We start from the raw sequence: 19,547 nt of genomic DNA on the forward strand, positions 1-19,547 counted from the left end.
CTTCAGCGGTCTGCCCTAGCATCCGACCATGACGGTCCTGCCTGACGACGGGCTCCCCCTGGCCGCCGAGTTCCCTGACGCGACACACGAGCAGTGGCAACGCCTCGTCGAGGGCGTGCTGCGCAAGTCGGGCAGGGAAGTCTCGGGCGAGGCCGCGGAGGACGCCCTGTCCACGACGCTGGAGGACGGGCTGCGTACCCGCCCCCTCTACACCGCGCATGACACCGCGCCCGACCCCGGCCTGCCCGGCTTCGCGCCGTTCGTGCGGGGCGGCCGCCCCGAGGGCGGCACCGACGGCGGCTGGGACATAAGGCAGCGGCACGCGGCGGCCCCCGACGGCGCCGTCCTGGCCGACCTGGAGAACGGCGTCACCTCGCTCTGGCTGGTGCTGGGCGAGGGCGGCATCCCCGTCGACGGGCTGGCCCGCGCACTGGAGGGCGTCTACCTCGACCTGGCACCGGTCGTGCTGGACGCGGGCCGGGACGTCGAGGCGGCCGCCGCCGGGCTGTTCCGGGTCCACGAGGCGAAGGGCGTCGCCCCCGAGGCCGTCCGGGGCAACCTGGGGGCCGACCCGCTCGGCCACGAGGCGCGCACCGGGACCGCCCTGCCCTTCGCCCCCGTCGCCGGGCTGGCGAAGCGGTGCGCCGAGGGGTACCCCGGGCTGCGGGCGCTGACCGTGGACGCGCTGCCCTACCACGAGGCGGGCGGCTCGGCCGCGCAGGAGCTGGCCGCCTCGCTGGCCACCGGGGTGGCCTACCTGCGGGAGCTGACCGAGGCCGGACTCGGCGTCGAACAGGCCCTGGCGCAGCTGGAGTTCCGGTACGCGGCGACCGCCGACCAGTTCCTGACGATCGCCAAGCTGCGCGCGGCCCGCCGGCTGTGGGCGCGGGTCGCCGAGGTGAGCGGGGCGGCCGGCGCGGGCGCCCAGACGCAGCACGCGGTCACCTCGCCGGTGATGATGAGCCGCCGCGACCCGTGGGTGAACATGCTGCGCACGACGGTCGCGACGCTGGCCGCGGGGGTCGGCGGCGCCGACTCCGTGACCGTGCTGCCGTTCGACCACGCGCTGGGGCTGCCGGACGCGTTCGCGCGCCGGATCGCCCGCAACACCTCGACGATCCTGGTCGAGGAGTCGCATCTGGCCCGGGTGATCGACCCGGCGGGCGGCTCCTGGTACGTGGAGCGGCTGACCGACGAACTCGCCCACGCGGGCTGGGAGTTCTTCCGGACGATCGAGCGCGACGGCGGCCAGGCGGCCGTCCTTCGCTCGGGCCGCCTGCGCACCGACCTCGCGACCACCTGGGCGGAGCGCTCCAAGAGGATCGCCAAGCGCCGCGAACCCGTCACCGGCGTCAGCGAGTTCCCGCTGCTGACCGAGAAGCCGGTGGAGCGCGAGCCCGCCCCCGAGCCGCCGTCCGGCGGTCTGCCCCGGGTCCGCCGCGACGAGGCGTACGAGGAGCTGCGCGCCCGCTCGGACGCCCACCTCGCGGCGACCGGCGCCCGCCCCCGGATCTACCTGGCGACGCTCGGCTCCGCCGCCGAGTACACCGGCCGCGCCACCTTCGCCGCCAATCTCTTCCAGGCGGGCGGCATCGAGCCGGTCACCGGGGGAAGCTTCGAGGAGAGCGGTGCCACCGAGGCCGTGCTCTGCTCCAGCGACGCGCGCTACGCCGAACAGGCCGCGGGGCACGCCGAGTCGCTGAAGGCGGCCGGTGCCCGGCACGTCGTCCTGGCCGGCCGGGGCGACCACCCGGGCGTCGACTCCTGCGTCTTCGCGGGCTGCGACGCCGTGGCCGTGCTGTCCGAGACCCTCGACCGCATGGGAGTGTCCTGATGGGAATCCCCGACTTCTCCGGCATCGAGCTGGGGACCCCCGTCACCGAGGGGAGCCCCGAGGAATGGCGGGCGGCCGGCGGTGACCTGCCGCTGTGGGAGACCCCGGAGGGCATCGGGGTCAGACCGCTCTACACCGGCCGCGACCTGGAGGGCCTGGACTTCCTGGGCACCTACCCGGGCATCGCGCCGTACCTGCGCGGCCCCTACCCGACGATGTACGTCAACCAGCCCTGGACCATCCGCCAGTACGCGGGCTTCTCCACCGCCGAGGAGTCCAACGCGTTCTACCGACGCAACCTGGCGGCCGGCCAGAAGGGCCTGTCGGTCGCCTTCGACCTGCCCACGCACCGGGGGTACGACAGCGACCACCCGCGGGTGACCGGTGACGTCGGCATGGCGGGCGTGGCCATCGACTCGATCCTCGACATGCGGCAGCTGTTCGACGGGATCCCCCTCGACCGGATGACCGTGTCGATGACGATGAACGGCGCCGTGCTGCCGGTGCTGGCGCTCTACATCGTGGCGGCGGAGGAGCAGGGCGTACCGCCCGAGAAGCTGGCCGGGACCATCCAGAACGACATCCTCAAGGAGTTCATGGTCCGCAACACCTACATCTATCCGCCGAAGCCGTCGATGCGGATCATCTCCGACATCTTCGCGTACACCTCGCAGCGGATGCCGCGCTACAACTCGATCTCCATCTCGGGCTACCACATCCAGGAGGCCGGTGCCACGGCCGACCTGGAGCTGGCGTACACGCTCGCGGACGGCGTCGAGTACATCCGGGCGGGCCGGGAGGCGGGCCTGGACGTGGACGCGTTCGCGCCCCGGCTCTCCTTCTTCTGGGCGATCGGCATGAACTTCTTCATGGAGATCGCCAAGTTGCGCGCGGCCAGGCTGCTGTGGGCAAGGCTGGTCGACCAGTTCGAGCCGAAGAACTCCAAGTCCCTCTCCCTGCGCACCCATTCGCAGACCTCGGGCTGGTCGCTGACCGCGCAGGACGTGTTCAACAACGTCACGCGTACGGCCGTGGAGGCGATGGCGGCGACCCAGGGCCACACCCAGTCGCTGCACACCAACGCCCTCGACGAGGCGCTCGCGCTGCCCACCGACTTCTCGGCGCGGATCGCCCGCAACACCCAGCTGCTCATCCAGCAGGAGTCGGGCACGACCCGGGTCATCGACCCGTGGGGCGGCAGCGCCTACGTGGAGCGGCTGACGTACGACCTCGCCCGCAGGGCATGGGCGCACATCCAGGAGGTCGAGCGGGCCGGCGGCATGGCCAGGGCGATCGACGCCGGCATCCCGAAGCTGCGCATCGAGGAGGCGGCGGCCCGCACCCAGGCCCGCATCGACTCCGGGCGGCAGCCGGTGATCGGCGTCAACAAGTACCGGGTGGACAGCGACGAGGCGATCGAGGTCCTCAAGGTCGACAACTCGTCCGTGCGCGCCCAGCAGTTGGAGAAGCTGCGCAGGTTGCGCGCGGAGCGCGACGAGACGGCGTGCCGGGACGCGCTGGACGCGCTGACCCGGGCGGCGGACGGCGACGGCAACCTGCTGGAGCTGGCCGTGGACGCGGCCCGCGCCAAGGCGACCGTCGGCGAGATCTCGGACGCCCTGGAGAAGGTGTACGGCCGGCACGCGAGCCAGATCCGTACGATCTCCGGTGTGTACCGCAACGAAGCAGGCGAGTCCCCGAACGTGGACCGCACCCGGGCCCTGGTCGACGCGTTCGACGAGGCCGAGGGGCGCCGCCCGCGCATCCTGGTCGCCAAGATGGGCCAGGACGGCCACGACCGGGGCCAGAAGGTGATCGCCACCGCCTTCGCCGACCTCGGCTTCGACGTCGACGTCGGCCCGCTGTTCCAGACCCCGCAGGAGGTCGCCCGGCAGGCGGTGGAGGCGGACGTCCACGTGGTGGGCGTGTCCTCACTGGCGGCCGGTCACCTCACCCTCGTACCGGCGCTGCGCGAGCAGCTCGCCGAGGAGGGGCGGGCGGACATCATGATCGTGGTCGGCGGGGTCATCCCGCCCCAGGACGTGCCGACCCTGCTGGAGATGGGCGCCACGGCCGTGTTCCCGCCCGGGACGGTGATTCCGGACGCGGCGCACGACCTGGTGAAGAGGCTGGCGGCGGAACTCGGGCACGACCTGTGATCGATGTCGACGCCTATGTGAAGGGTGTGCTCGACGGGAAGCGTGCGGTCATCGCCCGCGCGATCACCCTCGTCGAGTCCACCCGGCCACAACACCGGGTGCTGGCACAGGAGTTGCTGACCGAGCTGCTTCCGCACAGCGGCCGGGCGCGGCGGATCGGCGTCAGCGGGGTGCCGGGCGTCGGCAAGTCCACGTTCATCGACGCGTTCGGCACCCTGCTGACCGGTCTCGGGCACCGGGTGGCGGTGCTGGCGGTGGACCCCTCGTCCACCCGGACCGGTGGCTCGATCCTGGGCGACAAGACGCGGATGGAACGGCTGGCGGTCGACCCGAACGCCTTCGTCCGCCCCTCCCCCAGCGCGGGCACCCTGGGCGGGGTCGCCAAGGCCACCCGCGAGTCGATGGTGGTCATGGAGGCGGCCGGGTACGACGTGATCCTGGTCGAGACGGTCGGCGTCGGCCAGTCGGAGACGGCGGTCGCCGACATGGTCGACTCCTTCCTGCTGCTCAGCCTGGCCCGCACCGGCGACCAGCTCCAGGGCATCAAGAAGGGCGTCCTGGAACTCGCCGACGTCATCGCCGTCAACAAGGCGGACGGCCCGCACGAGCGCGACGCACGGTCCGCCGCCCGGGAACTGGCCGGCGCGCTGCGCCTGATGCACGGCAAGGACGCCTTCTGGGCTCCTCCAGTGCTCAGTTGCAGCGCCCGCGAGTCGACCGGCCTGGAGGTGGTCTGGGAACGGCTGGAGCAGCACCGGGCGTTGCTCGACTCGACGGGCCGGCTCGCCGGCAAGCGCCGTGAGCAGCAGGTCGGCTGGACCTGGTCGATGGTCCGGGACGAGCTGCTCGGCAGGCTGCACTCCCACCCGGCGGTGCGTTCGGCCGCCCCCGGCCTCGAACAGCAGGTCAGGGACGGCACGTTGACGGCGACGCTGGCCGCCGAGCGCATCCTGAAGGCGTTCGGCGAGCCCCTGGACGGCCCTCAGGCCAGCTGATCCTGGAGCGCCTCGCGGGCCCGCGCCACCCGGGAGCGGACCGTGCCCACGGGACAGTCGCTGACCTCGGCGGCCTCCGCGTACGGCAGCCCGAGGAGCTGCGTGAGCACGAACGCCTCGCGCCGCTCCTCGGGCAGGGCCTCCAGCAGGTCGAGCAGTGCCACCCCGTCGTCGAAGCCGGGCAGCCCGTACGGCTGGGCCCGCTCCACGGCGAGCTGCCAGTCGGGGACGTCCGCCGGGCGGGGCCGGGCGGCCGCGTACCGGTGGCTGTCCACGACCGCCCGGCGGGCGATCGACAGCAGCCAGGACCGGGCCGAGCTGCGGCCCTCGAAGCGGTGCAGGCTGCCCAGGGCGCGCAGGAAGGTGTCCTGCGCGAGGTCGTCGACCGCCTGCGGGTCGGCGCAGAGATGGGCGACGTAGCGCAGGACGTCGCGGTGCAGGGCGCGTACGAAGGCGTCCACGGCGGCGGTGTCGCCGGACCGGGCCGCGAGGGCCCAGGCCGTGATCGACTCGTCGCGTTTCTCGGCCGCCCCGGGGCGTGCGGGCAGGACAGAAGTGATCACTCGGTGTCCCTTGGGGTCCTTGAGAAAGGTGAGAGGGGGAGACGGCCGTACGGCGCTCGTGGTGCCGGCGCGGGCGGACGGCCGCGTGTTCGTCCGGGGCCGCGCGGGCGGTCCCGGATCACCAGCTGTCGTCAGGCGACAGCGGTCCCCCCGGGCGGACCCCGGGACGTGATGGTGTGGCCGAGGAGCAGGAGCCGCGGTGCCCGCTGCGAGCGGCGGCGGCGCGGCCGGGGGCGCGGCCGTTCGGGGGTGGCGGGCAGGGCGAGCAGCAGCCGCAGCGGGGCGAAGAGCAGGCCTTCCGCGGCCCGCAGGACGCGGAAGGCGGCGCGCTCGCCGTGGCCGAGCCAGAGTCCGCACAGCAGCGCGGCGAGGAGGTGGGCGGCGAGCATGCCGGTGGAGGCGGTGCCGCCGGTGCCGAAGCCGAGGTACTCGACGGGGTCGGGGCGGGCGGGGCCCATGTGCAGGGCGGCCATCGAGCCGGACATGTCCGCACCCGTGCTCATGGCCGCGGTCATGCCCGTGCTCATGCCTGGGCTCATGGCCGTGCTCATGTGCATGGTGCCCATGGATGTCGTCCCGGCGGTCCACGCCTGGGCGGCGGAGAAGCCGGAGTGCAGGGCCGTCTGGGCGCCGACGGCGGCGCAGACGACCAGCGGCAGCCCGCGTTCACGGCCCGCCAGGGCCCAGCCGAGCGCGCCGGTGACCACCGCGCCGGCCGCCAGCGTCCAGCCGGGCACGGTGCTCCCGGACATCAGGACGTGGCCGAGGGCGGCGAGCAGCACGCAGACGGCCGCGAACACCGCGGCCCGTACCGTGCGCGCACACCACCCTGCCGTCATGGCGCATCATCCTCGCATCAGGCGCCGACCCGTCGGGGAGTGGTACGGCGATCCACAGCCACCGTGCTCAACTCACAGCCGGCGTGGTCGGGTTCACAGCGAACGGGGCTGCCGGCGCGGTCGGGCTCAGCGCGCCCACGGACCGTCCGGCACGCCCGGCCGGACCCGCGTCCCCGTCACGTCCACCACGATCGAGCGGTCGTCGTCCAGGTCGGCCCGGACCCGGCGCAGCCGGCCCCCGGCGTCGATCCAGTACGTCAGCGGGGTCTCCCCCACGACCGGGCGGCCGCTCGCGTCCGGGCGCGGGGCGGGGCCGGAGAGGACGTCGTAGCGGCGGCCGTCGATGCGGTCCTCGCGCAGATGGCGGGGGCCGGACCGGGCGAGGAGCCGGGGATCGTCGGGGTGCTCGGCCGCGAGGGCCAGGGTCAGCCGCAGCGCCGCGTCCAGCGAGGCGGGCCCGTAGCGGCGGTGGATCCACCGGTCCGGCCCCAGCCGCCCGGCCTCCGCCACCGCCCGGCCCAGCGAGGCCGGTCTCGCCAGCGGCCCCGCGCCGGTGCCGGTCTTGGGCCGGGCCACCGCCAGGCCCCCGGTGTCCCACGCCAGCAGCCAGCGCTCCGCCGCGTCCCCCGTGTCGAACCAGCCCACCGCCCGGTGCCGGTGCTGGTCGACGACCGCCCGGATCACGGCCGTACCGCCGGGCAGCGGCGCGTGCACCGTCACCGCGGCCGGACTGTCGCGGTAGGCGTCGAACCGGGTGAGGGCCAGGCGCCGGGCCTCCGCCGCCGACAGCGGGCGGGGCTCGTCCCCGGAACCGCCGGCGAACGGCAGCGCCCCGCACACCGCCGTCACCGCGGCGAGGGCCGCCCAGGTCCAGGGGGATCGCATCCGTGCTCGTACGCTCGCCGGTGTCCGCATGGCACGTACCTACACGCGGGCGGGTCCCGCTGCGGTGCCGACGGCCGCGCGGCCCGCCCGGCATCACCCGTGCGGGGCCGGCCGACCGCTCCCGCGGGGGCCCGCTGTCATCTCCGAGCGAGATGACTGCCATCCGGAACCATCGCCGCTCCCGGGGAAGCAGCGGGGCCGTCCGGTGCTTGAGGACGGTGAGAGGCTCGCCGTCCAGGTGGGTTCGTCCCCTCTTGCGAAGAAGGTCCCCGTGTCCCAGCCGTCCGAAGTCCGTCCCCCACGCGGGAAGACCGCCGCAGAACCCGCCCACGGTGTGCCGGGCTGGCTGATCGCGCTGTTCGCCGTCGCCACCGGGATGACGGTCGCCAACCTCTACTACGCGCAGCCCCTGCTGTCCGAGCTGCGCGGTGTCTTCGGCATCAGCACCGCCACCGCGGGCACGCTGATCACCCTCACCCAGGTCGGCTACGTGATCGGCATGGTCTTCCTGGTGCCGCTCGGCGACCGGCTGGAGAAGCGCCGTCTGATCACCGTCCTGCTGATGGTCACCACGCTCGCGCTGCTCGCGGCGGGCCTCGCGACCGGCTTCCCCATGCTGCTGGCCGCGTCCCTGGTCAGCGGCGCCACCTCGGTGGTGGCGCAGATCCTGGTCCCGTTCGCCGCGAGCCTCGCCCCCGACCACGCCCGGGGCCGGATCGTGGGCCGGGTGATGAGCGGCCTGCTCACCGGCATCCTGCTCTCCCGCACCCTCAGCAGCCTGGTCTCCGGCGTCGCCGGCTGGCGGGTGGTCTACCTCGGCTCCGCCGCGCTGATGGCGCTGCTGGCCGTGGCCCTGCGCTTCGCGCTGCCCCCGCACGCGCCGACGACCTCGGTGCCCTACCCCCATGTGCTGCGCTCCACCGCGGCGCTGGTGCGCACCCATCCCGCGCTGCTGCGCCGCGGCCTCTACCAGGCGGCGATGTTCGGCGCGTTCAGCGCCTTCTGGACCACGGTCTCGTACGTCCTGACCGGGCCCCGTTTCCACTACTCCGCGGTCGGCGTCGGGGTGTTCGCGCTCGTCGGGGCCGCCGGTGCGGCCGTCGCGCCGCTCGTCGGGCGGTGGGCCGACCAGGGGCTGACCCGGCCGATGACCGGTGCCGCGCTGGGTCTCGCCGCGCTGGCCTTCGCCGTGGCCGGTCTCGGCCAGCGCAGCGTGCTGCTGATAGCGCTGGCCGCCGTCCTGCTCGACATGGGCGTGCAGACCACCCTGATCCTCGGTCAGCACACCGTCTACCAGCTCGACCCGACCGCCCGCGCCCGCCTCAACAGCGCCTACATCTCGGTCTTCTTCATCGGCGGCGCCCTCGGCTCGCAGTTCGGCTCGATCGCCTACCGGGCCGGCGGCTGGAGCGCGGTCAGCGCGTTCGGCGCGGCCCTGCCGGTGCTGGCGCTGCTGTACTGGCTCACCGAGCGGCGCCGGACCGTGTGATCGCCGCGGCCTACGATGCAGCGGAGACCACCGCCTGGTCGACGGGAGCGGACGATGGACCTGCGGCAGATGGAAGTGGTCGTCGCGGTGGCGGACACCGGCGGGTTCACGGCGGCGGCTCGGCGGCTGCACGTCGTCCAGTCCGCCGTCTCCGGCACGGTCCGGGCCCTGGAGCGCGAGCTGGGCACCGCGCTGTTCACCCGGACCACGCACCGGGTGGCGCTGACCCCGGCCGGTGAGGCGTTCGTCCCCGCGGCGCGGGCCGCGCTGCGCGCCGCGAAGCTGGCCCGGGAGTCGGTCGACGCGGCCAGGGGTGAGCTGCGGGGCCGGGTGACGGTCGGCACGATGCAGGGGGTCTGGGCCAACCTGCACCACGCGCTGGCCGGACTGCGGGCGGAGCACCCGGGGGTGACGGTGCGGCTGCGGCAGGCCGCGGTCACCGACATCCGGCAGGCGCTGCGCGAGGGCACGGTGGACCTGGCGGTGGTGGCGCTGGACCGGCAGCAGCAGCGGGGGCTGGTGACCCGGCTGCTCTCCCGCGAGGAGATGGTCCTGGTGGCCTCGCCCGGCCGGGACCTCGCCGCGAGCGGCCCCGACGGCACGGTCGACCTGGCCGACATCGCCGAACTGCCGCAGGTGGACTTCACGCCCGGCTGGGCGATCCGGGACGCGGCCGACCGGTCGTTCCGCGCGGCCGGCGTGGAGCGCGGTACGACCTTCGAGGTCAACGACATCGTGGCCGCGTCCGAACTGGTGCGGGCCGGCCTCGGGGTGTGCATCATGCCGCCGTCGATCGCGGGCCGCTTCCCGGACCTGGCGACCTACCGCTTCGCCCGGCACGCGCCGAGCTGGAAGGTGATGGTGGTACGGCCGCCCGGTGAGCCGCCGGCGGCGGTCACGGCGCTGCTGCGCCACATCGTCACCTGACCCCGGCCGGGTTCGGTCGTCGTACGCCCTCGGTCCTCGGCTGGAGTCGGGGAACGGGGTGCGGGTGGTCGGGGGCCGGGGGTGGTGGGATGTGCGGTTGTCGTCCGTCGTGGGGCACGGGATGCTGAGGGGGCACGGAGGGAAGCGGTGCCATGGATCGTTTTCCGAATGCTCCCCATGTCGACTTCCACAGCCCGCTGGACCTCTCCAAGGCCGCCGCCGCGGTGCTGGACGCGGAGGGCCGGGTCTCCGGGTGGGGTGTCTCCGCCCAGCGCCTCCTCGGCCACGCGCCCGAGGACGTGCTCGGCAAGCCCGCCGTCCGGCTGCTCGCGGCGGCCCCCGAGGAGCGGCCGGCCACACTGTGCGCGGCGCGCCGGCCCCGCTCCGCGGTGCTGGACCTGAGCTGCCGGGACGGCCGGACCCTGCGCGCGGCCGTGACGTTCAGCCCGCTCTCCGACCTGGGCGCCGCCGCGACCGTCGTGGTCGCGGCCGACCTGGCGGCGCTGCGCGGCTGGGAGGCCCAGCTGGCGATGTTGCAGGGGCTGGCGACCGAGTCCTCCGTGGGCCTGACGATCTTCGACACCGACATGCGGGTGGTCTGGGGGAACGTCTCCACCGATCTGGAGCTCGCGGGAATCGCCCAGTACGTCGGCCGACCCGCCGGGGACCTCTTCCCCGAGGGCGAGTTCGTCTCCCGGCACCACCCCCCGGACGAGGACCAGGTCATGGAGCACGTGCTGACCACGGGCGAGCCGGTCGTGGGCATGCACTACCGCGGGCGCGCCCCCGCCGACCCGGGGCGCGAGCACGTCTGGTCCTGCTCCTACCACCGGCTGGTGGACGCCCGCGGCGAACCGCTGGGACTGTTCGAGGAGTCCCTGAACATCACCGAGCGCTACCGCGCCCAGGAACGGCTGTCGCTGCTGGTGCGGGCCGGGAAGCGGATCGGTGCCTCGCTGGACGTGCGCCGTACCGCCGCCGAGCTCGCCGACGTGGCGGTGCCGCAGCTCGCCGACGAGGTGCTGGTGGACCTGCCGCCGGCGGTCTTCGAGGGGCGGCAGCCGCAGACCGGCTCGGCGCCGGGCCACAGCCTGCTGCGGATGCACGGCCGGACCCCGGAGGAGTTCCGGACCAGCCCCGTCTCCTACCCGCCGCCCTCCCCGCAGGCGCTGAGCCTGGCCACCAGCCGGCCCGTCGTCGACGACGCCCCGCCCGGGGCTGCCGACGAGGCGGGAGGGGCCGCCGTGCACTCCTCGCTCTACGTGCCGCTGCTCGCCCGTGACGCGGTCCTCGGCCTGGCCACCTTCCGTCGCGGCGGCAACCCCGACCCGTTCGGGCCCGAGGAGCAGACCCTCGCCGTGGAGCTGGCCGAGCGGGCCGCCGTCGGCATCGACAACGCCCGCCGCTACACCAGCCAGCACGCGGCGGCCCTGGTGCTCCAGCGCAGCCTGCTGCCCCAGCACCTGCCCGAGCAGAGCGCGGTCGAGGTGGCGTACCGCTATCTGCCCGCCGACAGCCGGGTGGGCGTGGGCGGCGACTGGTTCGACCTGATCCCGCTGTCCGGCGCGCGGGTCGGCCTGACCGTCGGGGACGTGGTCGGCCACGGGGTGCACGCGGCGGCGGCCATGGGGCGGCTGCGGGCCACCGTGCGGACCCTGGCCCTGCTGGACCTGGACCCGGCCGAGCTGCTGACCCGGCTGGACGGTCTGGTGGCGCAGGACTCGGCGCCGGACGCGGACGACGGGCTCGGCGACGAGGCGCTCGGGGTGACCTGCCTGTACGCCATCTACGACCCGGTGAGCGGGCGCTGCGTCTGGTCGAGCGCCGGTCATCCCCCGCCGGTCCTGGCCGACGCGACCGGCTCGGTGGCGCTGTCCGCGCTGGCGCCCGGGCCGCCGCTCGGGCTGGGCAGCCTGCCGTACGAGAACGTCGAGCTGAACCTGTCGGACGGCAGTGTGGTGGCGCTCTTCACGGACGGTGTCGTGGAGGACCGGCGCACCGACATCGACAGCGGGATCGACCGCCTCGCCCAGGTGCTGACCTGGCAGCGCTGCCCGCTGGAGGAGCTGTGCGACCGGGCGCTGTCGACCCTGCCGCCGGGGCCGCAGGCGGACGACGCCACGCTGCTGCTGGTCCGTACCCGGCGGCTGGACGCCGACCGGGTGGCCGACCTGGAGCTGCCGCCGGACCCGGCCGTGGTGGCGCGGGCCCGGACGGACACCGAGCGCCGGCTGGAGAGCTGGGGGCTGTCCGACCTGTCGTTCACGGCCGCGCTGGTGGTGAGCGAGCTGGTCACGAACAGCATCCGGTACGCCACCGGCCCCGTCACGCTGCGGCTGATCCGGGACCGCAGTCTGCTCTGCGAGGTCTCCGACAACGCCCACACGGCCCCTCACCTGCGCCGGGCGCGCCGGGACGACGAGGGCGGCCGCGGTCTGTTCCTCGTCGCCCAGATGTCCCAGCGCTGGGGCACCCGCTACACCGCCACCGGCAAGACCATCTGGGCCGAACTGGCCATCCCCTAGCCCGGCGCCATGAGCAGGGTATGTGTGTTACTCATGAGATGTTGAGATGTGCGGTGCGGGTTCTCGGGACCTGACCGCGTGGACTCGGGAACGTCTCCCGGCGTGCGCCGGAGTCAGCGAGTTGTGTGAGCCGCATGGACCCCACCTCCTCCCCCTCCGCCTCACCGTTCGACACGGTCAGCGGCGCCCTGGCGAACTACATCCCCAGGGCCGTCCAGGGTGAGCCGGAGGACCAGGACGAGCGGGAGGAGCACGAGGAGCGGGGCGGGCGGTTCGTGCGCCGGCCCTCGGGCCCCGCCGGGGAGGCCGACGACCGGGAGCAGATCCTCGGGGCGGTCACGCTCGACCGGGACCTGCGCATCACCAGCTGCAACCTGGCCGCCGCGCCCTTCGCCGGGGTGAGCACCGCGCCGGGGGCCGCCTTCACCGACCTGCTGCCGGCCGGGGACGTACCGACGGTCACCCAGCGGCTGCGCAGGGTCCTCGACACGCGGGAGGCGCATGTCGCCCGGGTCCAGCGGCTGCGCCAGGACGACGGTACGGACCTGGTGGTCTCGATGAGCATCCTGCCGGCCGCGCCGCCGCAGGACGGCCTGACGGTCTCCCTGATCGCCATGGCGAAGCGGCTGCACCTGTACGCCTCCGCCGCCGCGATCGGCACCTCGCTGGACATCGGGGAGACCGCGCAGTCGCTGGCCCAGTCCCTGCTGGAGTGGGGGGACGTGGCCGCCGTGGACCTCGACTACGCCGTGTGGACGGGCGAGGCGGTGACCGAGCAGACGCACGAGCGCATCCGGCTGCGGCGGGCGGCCCTGGCACCGGACCGGGCCTGGCCCGAGGGGTATCCCACGCCCGGGGACAACCTGCCCCGCGAGGCGAGCCTCCTGCTGGCCGGCGCGGTCATGCGGGACGACGTACCGCAGGCCGTCGTCATCTCCGACCGGGCGGCGATCGAGCGGGCGCTCGACGATCCCGCGCTGGTACGCGCCCTGGTGCCGGGCGACCGGCCGGTGAGCGTCGCCTGCATACCGCTGGTCGTCGAGGGACCGGAGGGCGCGCCGGGGCCCATCGTGCTGGGCGTCACGGAGGTCTGGCGGCGGCCGGAGAACGCGTTCCGCGACAGTGAGCTGCTCGACCTCCAGGAACTCGTGGCGAAGACCGCCCGGCACGTGGACCTGGCCCGCCAGCACCAGCGCGAGCACGCCCAGGTCCTCGCGCTGCAACGCCGGCTGCTGCCGCGGGCGGGCAGCGACACCATCGAGGTCGCCAGCGTCTACCAGCCCACCACCCCCGACAGCGCGGGCGTCGGCGGTGACTGGGTGAACAGCTTTCCGCTGCCGGGCGACCGCACCGCGCTGGTGGTCGGCGACGTGGTGGGGCACGGCCTGGGGGCCGCGGCGGCCATGGGCCAGCTGAGCATGGAGGCCCGCGCGCTGCTGTCGGCGGGCCTGGGCCCCGGGGAGGTGCTGGAGCGCCTGGACGAGACGGTCACGCTGCTGGACGACATGGACGCGGGTCTGGCGGCCGGGTACAGCGCGCTGGGCTCGACCTGCTGCATCGCGGTCTACGATCCGGTCGACCACCGGGTGCAGATCTCCAACGCCGGCCACCTGCCCCCGGTCCTCGTCCATCCCGACGGGTCCGCCAAGACCATCGCGGCCCAGCCGCACCCGGCTCTGGGGGCCGAGTTCGTCGTACGGGAGCCGTTCGACGTGCACGAGTTCGCCGCGCCGCCCGGCTCGCTGCTCGTCCTCTACACCGACGGCCTGGTGGAGGACCCGGCCGCCTCGATCGACCACGGCATCGGCAGGCTGACCGACCTGGTGCGCGACGTGCACCCCTGGGACGAACTCCAGCAGGCCGCGCGCCGGGTGGTCGCCGAGCTGGCCCCGCGGGGGCGGCTGCGCGACGACGTCACCCTGCTGCTCGCCCGGATGGCCGGGCGCCGCGGCCGCGACACCGCCGGCTGGCGCCTGCCCGCCCGCGCGGACAGCGCCGCCCGCGCCCGCGCCCTGGCCGCGCCCCTGCTGCGGGAGTGGGACATCGGCGGCCAGGCCCGGGACGGCGTGCTGCTGGTGCTCAGCGAACTGGTCGCCAACGCCGTCCGGTTCGGCACCGGGCCGGTCACGGTGCGGCTGGTGCGGGCCGGCGGCCGGCTGTCCTGCGAGGTCGGCGACACCGGCAACGGCCGGCCCCGGCTGCGCCGCGCCGAGCTGCTCGACGACGGCGGGCGGGGGCTGCACGTCGTCCACAAGCTCACCACCCGCTGGGGGGTGCGGTGGACCGACACCGGCAAGGCCGTCTGGGCGGAGCTGGAGGTCTGACGGACGCCGGCTACAGCCACTCCCCTTCCAGCGCCGTGGCCGTCAGCCCGGGCGCGGCCGCGTACAGCACCGTACGGCTGCCCGACTTCTGGCCCGCGTCGTACGCGCGCCGCAGGATGTCGAGCACGGCGGCACCGCCGCGGTTGCCCGTGGTGTAGCTGTCCCGGCTGTGGGCGAGCAGCCCCGCCGGCCACCCGTCGGGCATGGTCTGTTCCATGTACTCCAGCACCCGGGTCCCGCCGGGATGCGCGAGCAGCAGATCGGGGTGCCAGGGCCGCCGGTCGTGCCGGTGGCGCTCGTGCAGCCACTCCCACATCGCGGCGACCGTCCGCTGCACGGCCCGCGGACCGCGCCGGTCCATGACGAAGTGCGTGCCGTCGGCGCGGGTCTCCAGCCGGTGCAGGTCCGTGGTGCCGGGCAGGGTGTGGTGCCAGGCCGCGTCCAGGCGCAGGACCGACTCCGTCCGGGGGCGCCCGGTGACCACCACGGCGACGGCGGTGTCCGCGAACAGCAGCCGCACGATCAGCGATTCGAGCGTGTCGTCGGCGGGCTGGTAGGTGGTGCTCAGCGCCTCCGAGATCACCACCAGCACCACCCGGTCGGGGTCCGCGGCGACCAGGTCGGCCGCGAGCGCCAGCGACCGGGTGCCGGCGATGCAGGCCCACTGGGTGGCCGGCAGCAGCAGTACGTCGTCGCGCAGCGGAAGTCGGTTGAGCAGCGCGAGGTCCAGCCCCGGCAGGGCCGGGGTGGTGGAGTGACTGGTGATCAGACAGTCGACGTCGGCGGCGCCGACCCCGGCGTCGCGCAGCGCCCGCCGCGCGGCCCGCTCCCCGTACTCCTGTACGGCCGCCCAGGCCGGCTCGGTGCGCTCCTGGACGGTCTGCGGCGCCGGGACCGCCTCCAGCGCGGCGAGCACGCGGTCCACCTCCTCGTCGGTGAACCCGCCGTGGGCCAGCGCCGCACGGGCCTGGCCCGCGCCGGGAGTTCGCAGTCCGCTCCCGGCGCCGGGCGCGACGGCCGTCTCCAGCGGCAGCATCCACCCGCGCGAGACGATCCCGGTGCTCGCGGCGATGCCGTCGATCCGCGACAGCCACGGTGCCTCCGGGTGCCGGGCGCGCACCTCCGCCAGGATCCGGCCGGTCTCCACGACGTGTTCGCCGTGCAGCACCACCGGAGGGGTCAGGTAGGCGCTCATGGCACGCATCCTTCTCGGGAGACCCATGGATGACGTCAACTGTCCGAAACCTGCCCGATTCAGGTGACCCCGGTCAAGAGCCTTCCATCACAATCCACTTCGCAATCTACTGCGCATACACGCCCTCCTGCCCCAAATCGCCGGTTCCCCGCTCCCGCAGTACGCGCAGCACCGCGGCCGCGACCGGAGCGGTGCGGGGGCCGCGCAGGTCGAGGACGGGGCCGGGGCTGGAGAGGCCGTGGGAGGCCAGCAGGTTCATCAGGGGCCAGAGGGCGGCGGAGCGCCGCGGCAGCCGGAACTCCCGGCCGTCGGGGGCGACGACCGTGGCCGCGGTGACACCCGCGAGCAGGTTGGTGCGGGTCCAGTCGACGTCGTACGAGCGGCCGTTCGGACCGACGGTGAGGACGACGTCCCGGGTGTGGTGCAGGACCGCCAGGTAGTTCATGGGTACGGTGAGCCGCCGGGCGGCGTCGAACGGCGGGGAGCCGTCGGCCGGCCGGACCCGCAGCACCGTGTCCAGGACCGGGCCGTGGTCCTGGAACGTGGTCCTGCCGCGCATCTCCAGGAACCGCGCCCGCACCAGACGCCCACCGCGCCGCGACCACCACCGCCCGACATGCCCGAATCCTCCACTTTCGCCGGGTAGTTCGTCCACCAGCAGCCGGTCCTCCTCGCCCGGCTCGGTGACCGGCGCCCGCTCCTCGGGGCAGGCGCGGGCCAGGTCGGCCAGGGCGCCGTAGCGTGCCGCCGTCCGCGCGTCCAGACGCCGGAGGTCGATCGTGTCCCCCGCCATCACGACACCACCGGCCTCGCGCGAGATCCGCATCTGCGCGAGCTGGCGGCGCGGGAACCGGGTCACCTCGGTCACCCGCCCGTCGAGCTCGGTCACCCGGCAGGTACGGGTCCCCGCGAGCAACACACTGCGCGGCCAGTCCACCCGAACCCTGCCGGGGCCGACGGGGCCAACGAGGTCGACTGGGCCGACGGGGCGGTCGGGACAGACGGGATCGACCGAGCCGACCGGGTCGGTGGGGTCGGTGGGGTCGGCCGGGTCGGCCGGGTCGGTGGGGTCGGTGGGGTCGGCCCGGTTGGCGGGAGCAGCCGGGTCGGCGGGAGCGGCCGGGTCGGCGGGAGCGGCCGGGTTGGCGGGAGCGGCCGGGTTGGTGGGAGCGGCCCGGTCGGCGGGAGTGGCGAGGACTGCCAGGCGGCCTGCTGATATCGCGGACAGGCACAGGGGCGGCACCCGCCACTCCCCCACGACCTCGGCTCCGCCGCCGGCGCCCCCCGCGGGCCCGTCGTCCGTCTCCCTCCGTACCCGCAGCCTCATCCTGACCACCGGTGTGAACTCGTCCGGCGCGTAGTTGCCGAAGTACGTCGTGAACGTCGACTCCCCGTCGGGGCTGTAGCGCACGAGCGACGCCTCCAGGACGTCCGCCCGTACCAGCCGGGCGGCCGCGGGGCCCGGCGCAAAGGCCGGGGCCCACATGACGAAGGTGCCGTCGGGGTACGCGCCGGCGCCGTGCCGCCCGCTGTCCGCGCGGGTGACGCGGGGGAAGACCTGCCGGGTGGCGACGGCGGCCGACACCGGGATCATCGCGGTCACGGCCGCACCGGCCGCGCAGGCCACGGGGCCCCAGGGAGCGCCGTCGTGCCGGGCGGCGTACCCGAGGACGAGGAAGACCGGCCCTGCCGAGAGACAGACCGCGGCGAACAGGAACTGGCCCAGGAACACGGCCGTACGACTGCGCATCGGCTCTCCTCACCCGCCGGAGCGGACGTGGTCACGGGTTCACGCCGTCCCCGGCGTAGAGGTAGCTCCCCGGCCGGGCGGGGTCGGCGATCAGGAGGACCTGATCGCTGGGGCGGGGCACGCGCAGCTTGGAGACGATGGTCCGCAGGGTGACCGGTTCGGCCGTTCCGGACGGGTGGAGCACCAGGTCGACGACCGGGTCGAAGTTGACGAGCCGGCCGGTGTCGGCGATCGACACGAGGACGGCCGGCACGGTCGGCACCCCCGCGGCCAGCAACCGCTGCACCTCGTGGCCCGACCGGTGGGCCCCGATCGACTCCTGGACCTTGGCGAAGTCCTCCTGGCCGAGGAACGCGCGTGTGACACGGCCGTAGAACCCCTTCCCGCTCGCGACCTTGCCGGCGATGTCGGCGGCCCGCTCCTCGCGGTTCCCGCCGCGCTTCCCGAAGATTCCCATGACCGCTTCTCCTTCTGGTGAGCCGGTGCGGTGCACGGTGGGGACGCTAGGCGGGCCGGGACCCCTACCGATCCCAGGTTCGCCCGTCTGTTCGGGGACGACGTACGCTCCCCGCATGCCGCCGCCGCGTCAGCCGACCGAGGAGCCCCGGTCCCGTGCCCTGGTCGTCGACCGTGCCTGGCGGAGTCTGGGGCCGGGCCTCGAACCGCTGAGCGGCCCCGGCGGGGCGCCGTTGACCCGGACCGTGAAGCTGCTCGTGCTGCCGCTGGTCGTCCGGCCCGCGCTGCGTCCCGAACTCGCCGTGGACTTCCTGGGACCGGACCAGGCCGCCCGTCTCCACGCGCTGGTCACGGAGTCCGGTCCGCGTCTCGTGGCGACGGCGCAGTGGTTCACGCTGCTCAAGAAGGCCCGCCGGACGCTGGGCGTGGTGGCGGGAAACCCCCAGGACCTGTACTTCCAGCGCTGCTTCGAGCTGGCCACCGAGCACGGGCCGCCCGCGGCCGGCGCGGAGGCGGTGGCCAGGGCGGTGGTCGGGGAGATGGCGGACGCGGGCGGCGGACGCACGGTCGAGGCGCTGAAGGCGCACCTCGCGAACACCGGCCGCCGCGCCCGGCTCGACGCGGAACTGGCCGCCGCGTGGGAGAGCCGCCCGACGCTCCCGGCCTCCGGTACGGCAGCCGCGCACGCGCTGGCCGCCGCACTCACGCTGGCCGCCGAGGTCCTGGACGCCTGCGGTGCGCCGGAGGGCTCACCGGCGTACGCCGCGATGGTCGAGGCGGGGCACGGCGGGCTGTTCGGCCGGGCGCTGTGGGCGCGGGCGGGCGGGGTCTGGGGCGCTGACGGCCCTCCTGCGCCGCTGGGGCTGACCGCGCGCCAGGTGCCGCCGCGACCGGAGGTGGGGCACGGCGCGTCCACCGCCACGCTGCCGCCGCCGCTGGACCGCACCGTCTTCGAGCGGCTCTTCGTGGTGCTCCAGTCGTCGGCCCGGCGCGAGGAACTCCCGCCGGTGCCGGAGCTGGTCGCCCGCGAGGCCGGCCGCGGCTGCGCCCCGCTCGGCCTGTACGACGAGAGCCTGCGGGTCGCCGTCGTCCTCGGCGGACGGCTCGCGGTCGGCCTCGACCCGCTGGGCACCGGCGCCGCGGGGGCGGGACGCACCGCCGCGCACCGGGCCGTCAACGGCCGCTGGCGGCGCGAGGCCTCGGTGCTGCGGGCCCGCAGGATGACCGTCTCACCGCACCCCGACCCGGACGGCGGCACCCTGGAGAGCCTCGCGCGGGACCTCAGGGCGCCGTGGGCGGCGTACATGCGGCGGCTGTGGGTACGACTGCACGGCCGGGACGTGCGCGACGCGCCGCTGACGGACCCGGCGTCGGCCTGGACGGTGCTCGACGGGGTCGCCCGCTCGGTGATGATGGACCACCGTGCCCGGGTCCGGTCCGCACTCCGCGCTCTGTCGACGCCGTCGGCACCGCCTGCACCGCCTGCACCGCTCGCGGCACCAGCGGCGTCGGCTGCACCGGCGGCATCGGTCGACCCGAGGAGCGCGTGATGGCCGGGAGCGGGGCGGACGTCCGCGTCACGCGCGGCGCGGACGGGACGCTGACG

The 19,547-nt window shown here is 74.9% G+C and carries 14 protein-coding genes; 8 read left to right on the forward strand and 6 right to left on the reverse strand.

Going from position 1 to position 19,547, the window contains the following annotated elements; all coding sequences use genetic code 11:
* The first annotated feature begins 28 nt into the window (after positions 1-28).
* Genes ACZ619_RS37040 through meaB form a run of 3 tightly spaced genes read left to right on the forward strand, consistent with a single transcriptional unit; the run spans position 29 to position 4,988 of the window.
* Positions 29-1,834 (forward strand): methylmalonyl-CoA mutase family protein, encoded by a 1,806-nt coding sequence (locus ACZ619_RS37040; protein ID WP_469608717.1) that lies wholly within the window; start codon positions 29-31, stop codon positions 1,832-1,834.
* A complete protein-coding gene (gene scpA / locus ACZ619_RS37045; RefSeq protein ID WP_469608719.1) occupies positions 1,834-3,993 on the forward strand; it encodes a methylmalonyl-CoA mutase in 2,160 nt (719 codons plus the stop codon). Before ACZ619_RS37040 ends, scpA begins: the two co-directional genes overlap by 1 nt.
* Positions 3,990-4,988: a methylmalonyl Co-A mutase-associated GTPase MeaB gene (gene meaB, locus ACZ619_RS37050; RefSeq protein WP_469608722.1), complete on the forward strand. Its 999-nt coding sequence runs from the start codon at positions 3,990-3,992 to the stop codon at positions 4,986-4,988. Before scpA ends, meaB begins: the two co-directional genes overlap by 4 nt.
* On the opposite strand, the gene ACZ619_RS37055 is transcribed toward meaB, so the two are convergent.
* From ACZ619_RS37055 to ACZ619_RS37065, 3 genes are all read right to left on the reverse strand, one after another.
* Complete coding sequence (locus tag ACZ619_RS37055; RefSeq protein ID WP_469608724.1) at positions 4,976-5,551, reverse strand: sigma-70 family RNA polymerase sigma factor; 576 nt, start codon at positions 5,549-5,551, stop codon at positions 4,976-4,978. The genes meaB and ACZ619_RS37055 overlap by 13 nt on opposite strands.
* 131 nt (positions 5,552-5,682) lie before the next feature.
* The gene (locus ACZ619_RS37060) at positions 5,683-6,390 is read right to left on the reverse strand and encodes a hypothetical protein (RefSeq protein ID WP_469608727.1); all 708 of its coding nucleotides are present in this window, start codon (positions 6,388-6,390) and stop codon (positions 5,683-5,685) included.
* Positions 6,391-6,516: 126 nt separating this feature from the next.
* Entirely contained in the window at positions 6,517-7,275 is a 759-nt protein-coding gene (locus ACZ619_RS37065; protein ID WP_469608729.1) for a hypothetical protein, read from the reverse strand.
* Positions 7,276-7,609: 334 nt separating this feature from the next.
* Between ACZ619_RS37065 and ACZ619_RS37070 the strand changes: the two genes are divergently transcribed.
* The 4 genes from ACZ619_RS37070 (at position 7,610) to ACZ619_RS37085 (ending at position 14,540) form a co-directional block, all read left to right on the forward strand.
* Positions 7,610-8,764 (forward strand): MFS transporter, encoded by a 1,155-nt coding sequence (locus ACZ619_RS37070; RefSeq protein ID WP_469608836.1) that lies wholly within the window; start codon positions 7,610-7,612, stop codon positions 8,762-8,764.
* 54 nt (positions 8,765-8,818) lie between these two features.
* Positions 8,819-9,691 carry a LysR family transcriptional regulator gene (locus ACZ619_RS37075; protein ID WP_469608732.1) on the forward strand — a complete coding sequence of 291 codons (873 nt, stop codon included), beginning with the start codon at positions 8,819-8,821 and terminating at the stop codon, positions 9,689-9,691.
* Positions 9,692-9,843: 152 nt separating this feature from the next.
* Positions 9,844-12,216, forward strand: coding sequence for a SpoIIE family protein phosphatase (locus ACZ619_RS37080; RefSeq protein WP_469608735.1), 2,373 nt, complete (start codon positions 9,844-9,846; stop codon positions 12,214-12,216).
* Positions 12,217-12,350: 134 nt separating this feature from the next.
* A complete protein-coding gene (locus ACZ619_RS37085; RefSeq protein WP_469608737.1) occupies positions 12,351-14,540 on the forward strand; it encodes a SpoIIE family protein phosphatase in 2,190 nt (729 codons plus the stop codon).
* 10 nt (positions 14,541-14,550) lie between these two features.
* On the opposite strand, the gene ACZ619_RS37090 is transcribed toward ACZ619_RS37085, so the two are convergent.
* The 3 genes from ACZ619_RS37090 to ACZ619_RS37100 form a co-directional block, all read right to left on the reverse strand.
* Positions 14,551-15,735: a beta-ketoacyl-[acyl-carrier-protein] synthase family protein gene (locus tag ACZ619_RS37090; protein ID WP_469608739.1), complete on the reverse strand. Its 1,185-nt coding sequence runs from the start codon at positions 15,733-15,735 to the stop codon at positions 14,551-14,553.
* 106 nt (positions 15,736-15,841) lie between these two features.
* Complete coding sequence (locus ACZ619_RS37095) at positions 15,842-17,485, reverse strand: hypothetical protein (protein ID WP_469608741.1); 1,644 nt, start codon at positions 17,483-17,485, stop codon at positions 15,842-15,844.
* A gap of 31 nt (positions 17,486-17,516) precedes the next feature.
* A complete protein-coding gene (locus ACZ619_RS37100; protein ID WP_469608744.1) occupies positions 17,517-17,942 on the reverse strand; it encodes a hypothetical protein in 426 nt (141 codons plus the stop codon).
* 115 nt (positions 17,943-18,057) lie between these two features.
* On the opposite strand from ACZ619_RS37100, the gene ACZ619_RS37105 reads away from it, so the two are divergent.
* Positions 18,058-19,491: a hypothetical protein gene (locus ACZ619_RS37105; protein ID WP_469608747.1), complete on the forward strand. Its 1,434-nt coding sequence runs from the start codon at positions 18,058-18,060 to the stop codon at positions 19,489-19,491.
* Positions 19,492-19,547 lie beyond the last annotated feature (56 nt).

Source organism: Streptomyces sp. NPDC104367 (genome assembly GCF_055583825.1).

What these genes read in the sequence shown, in the direction of transcription:
- ACZ619_RS37040 (WP_469608717.1), top strand. Translation starts at nt 29, where the DNA reads ATGACGGTCCTGCCTGACGACGGGCTCCCCCTGGCCGCCGAGTTCCCT.
- scpA (WP_469608719.1), top strand. Translation starts at nt 1,834, where the DNA reads ATGGGAATCCCCGACTTCTCCGGCATCGAGCTGGGGACCCCCGTCACC.
- ACZ619_RS37060 (WP_469608727.1), bottom strand. Translation starts at nt 6,390, where the DNA reads ATGACGGCAGGGTGGTGTGCGCGCACGGTACGGGCCGCGGTGTTCGCG.
- ACZ619_RS37065 (WP_469608729.1), bottom strand. Translation starts at nt 7,275, where the DNA reads ATGCGATCCCCCTGGACCTGGGCGGCCCTCGCCGCGGTGACGGCGGTG.
- ACZ619_RS37075 (WP_469608732.1), top strand. Translation starts at nt 8,819, where the DNA reads ATGGACCTGCGGCAGATGGAAGTGGTCGTCGCGGTGGCGGACACCGGC.
- ACZ619_RS37080 (WP_469608735.1), top strand. Translation starts at nt 9,844, where the DNA reads ATGGATCGTTTTCCGAATGCTCCCCATGTCGACTTCCACAGCCCGCTG.
- ACZ619_RS37085 (WP_469608737.1), top strand. Translation starts at nt 12,351, where the DNA reads ATGGACCCCACCTCCTCCCCCTCCGCCTCACCGTTCGACACGGTCAGC.
- ACZ619_RS37090 (WP_469608739.1), bottom strand. Translation starts at nt 15,735, where the DNA reads ATGAGCGCCTACCTGACCCCTCCGGTGGTGCTGCACGGCGAACACGTC.
- ACZ619_RS37095 (WP_469608741.1), bottom strand. Translation starts at nt 17,485, where the DNA reads ATGCGCAGTCGTACGGCCGTGTTCCTGGGCCAGTTCCTGTTCGCCGCG.
- ACZ619_RS37100 (WP_469608744.1), bottom strand. Translation starts at nt 17,942, where the DNA reads ATGGGAATCTTCGGGAAGCGCGGCGGGAACCGCGAGGAGCGGGCCGCC.
- ACZ619_RS37105 (WP_469608747.1), top strand. Translation starts at nt 18,058, where the DNA reads ATGCCGCCGCCGCGTCAGCCGACCGAGGAGCCCCGGTCCCGTGCCCTG.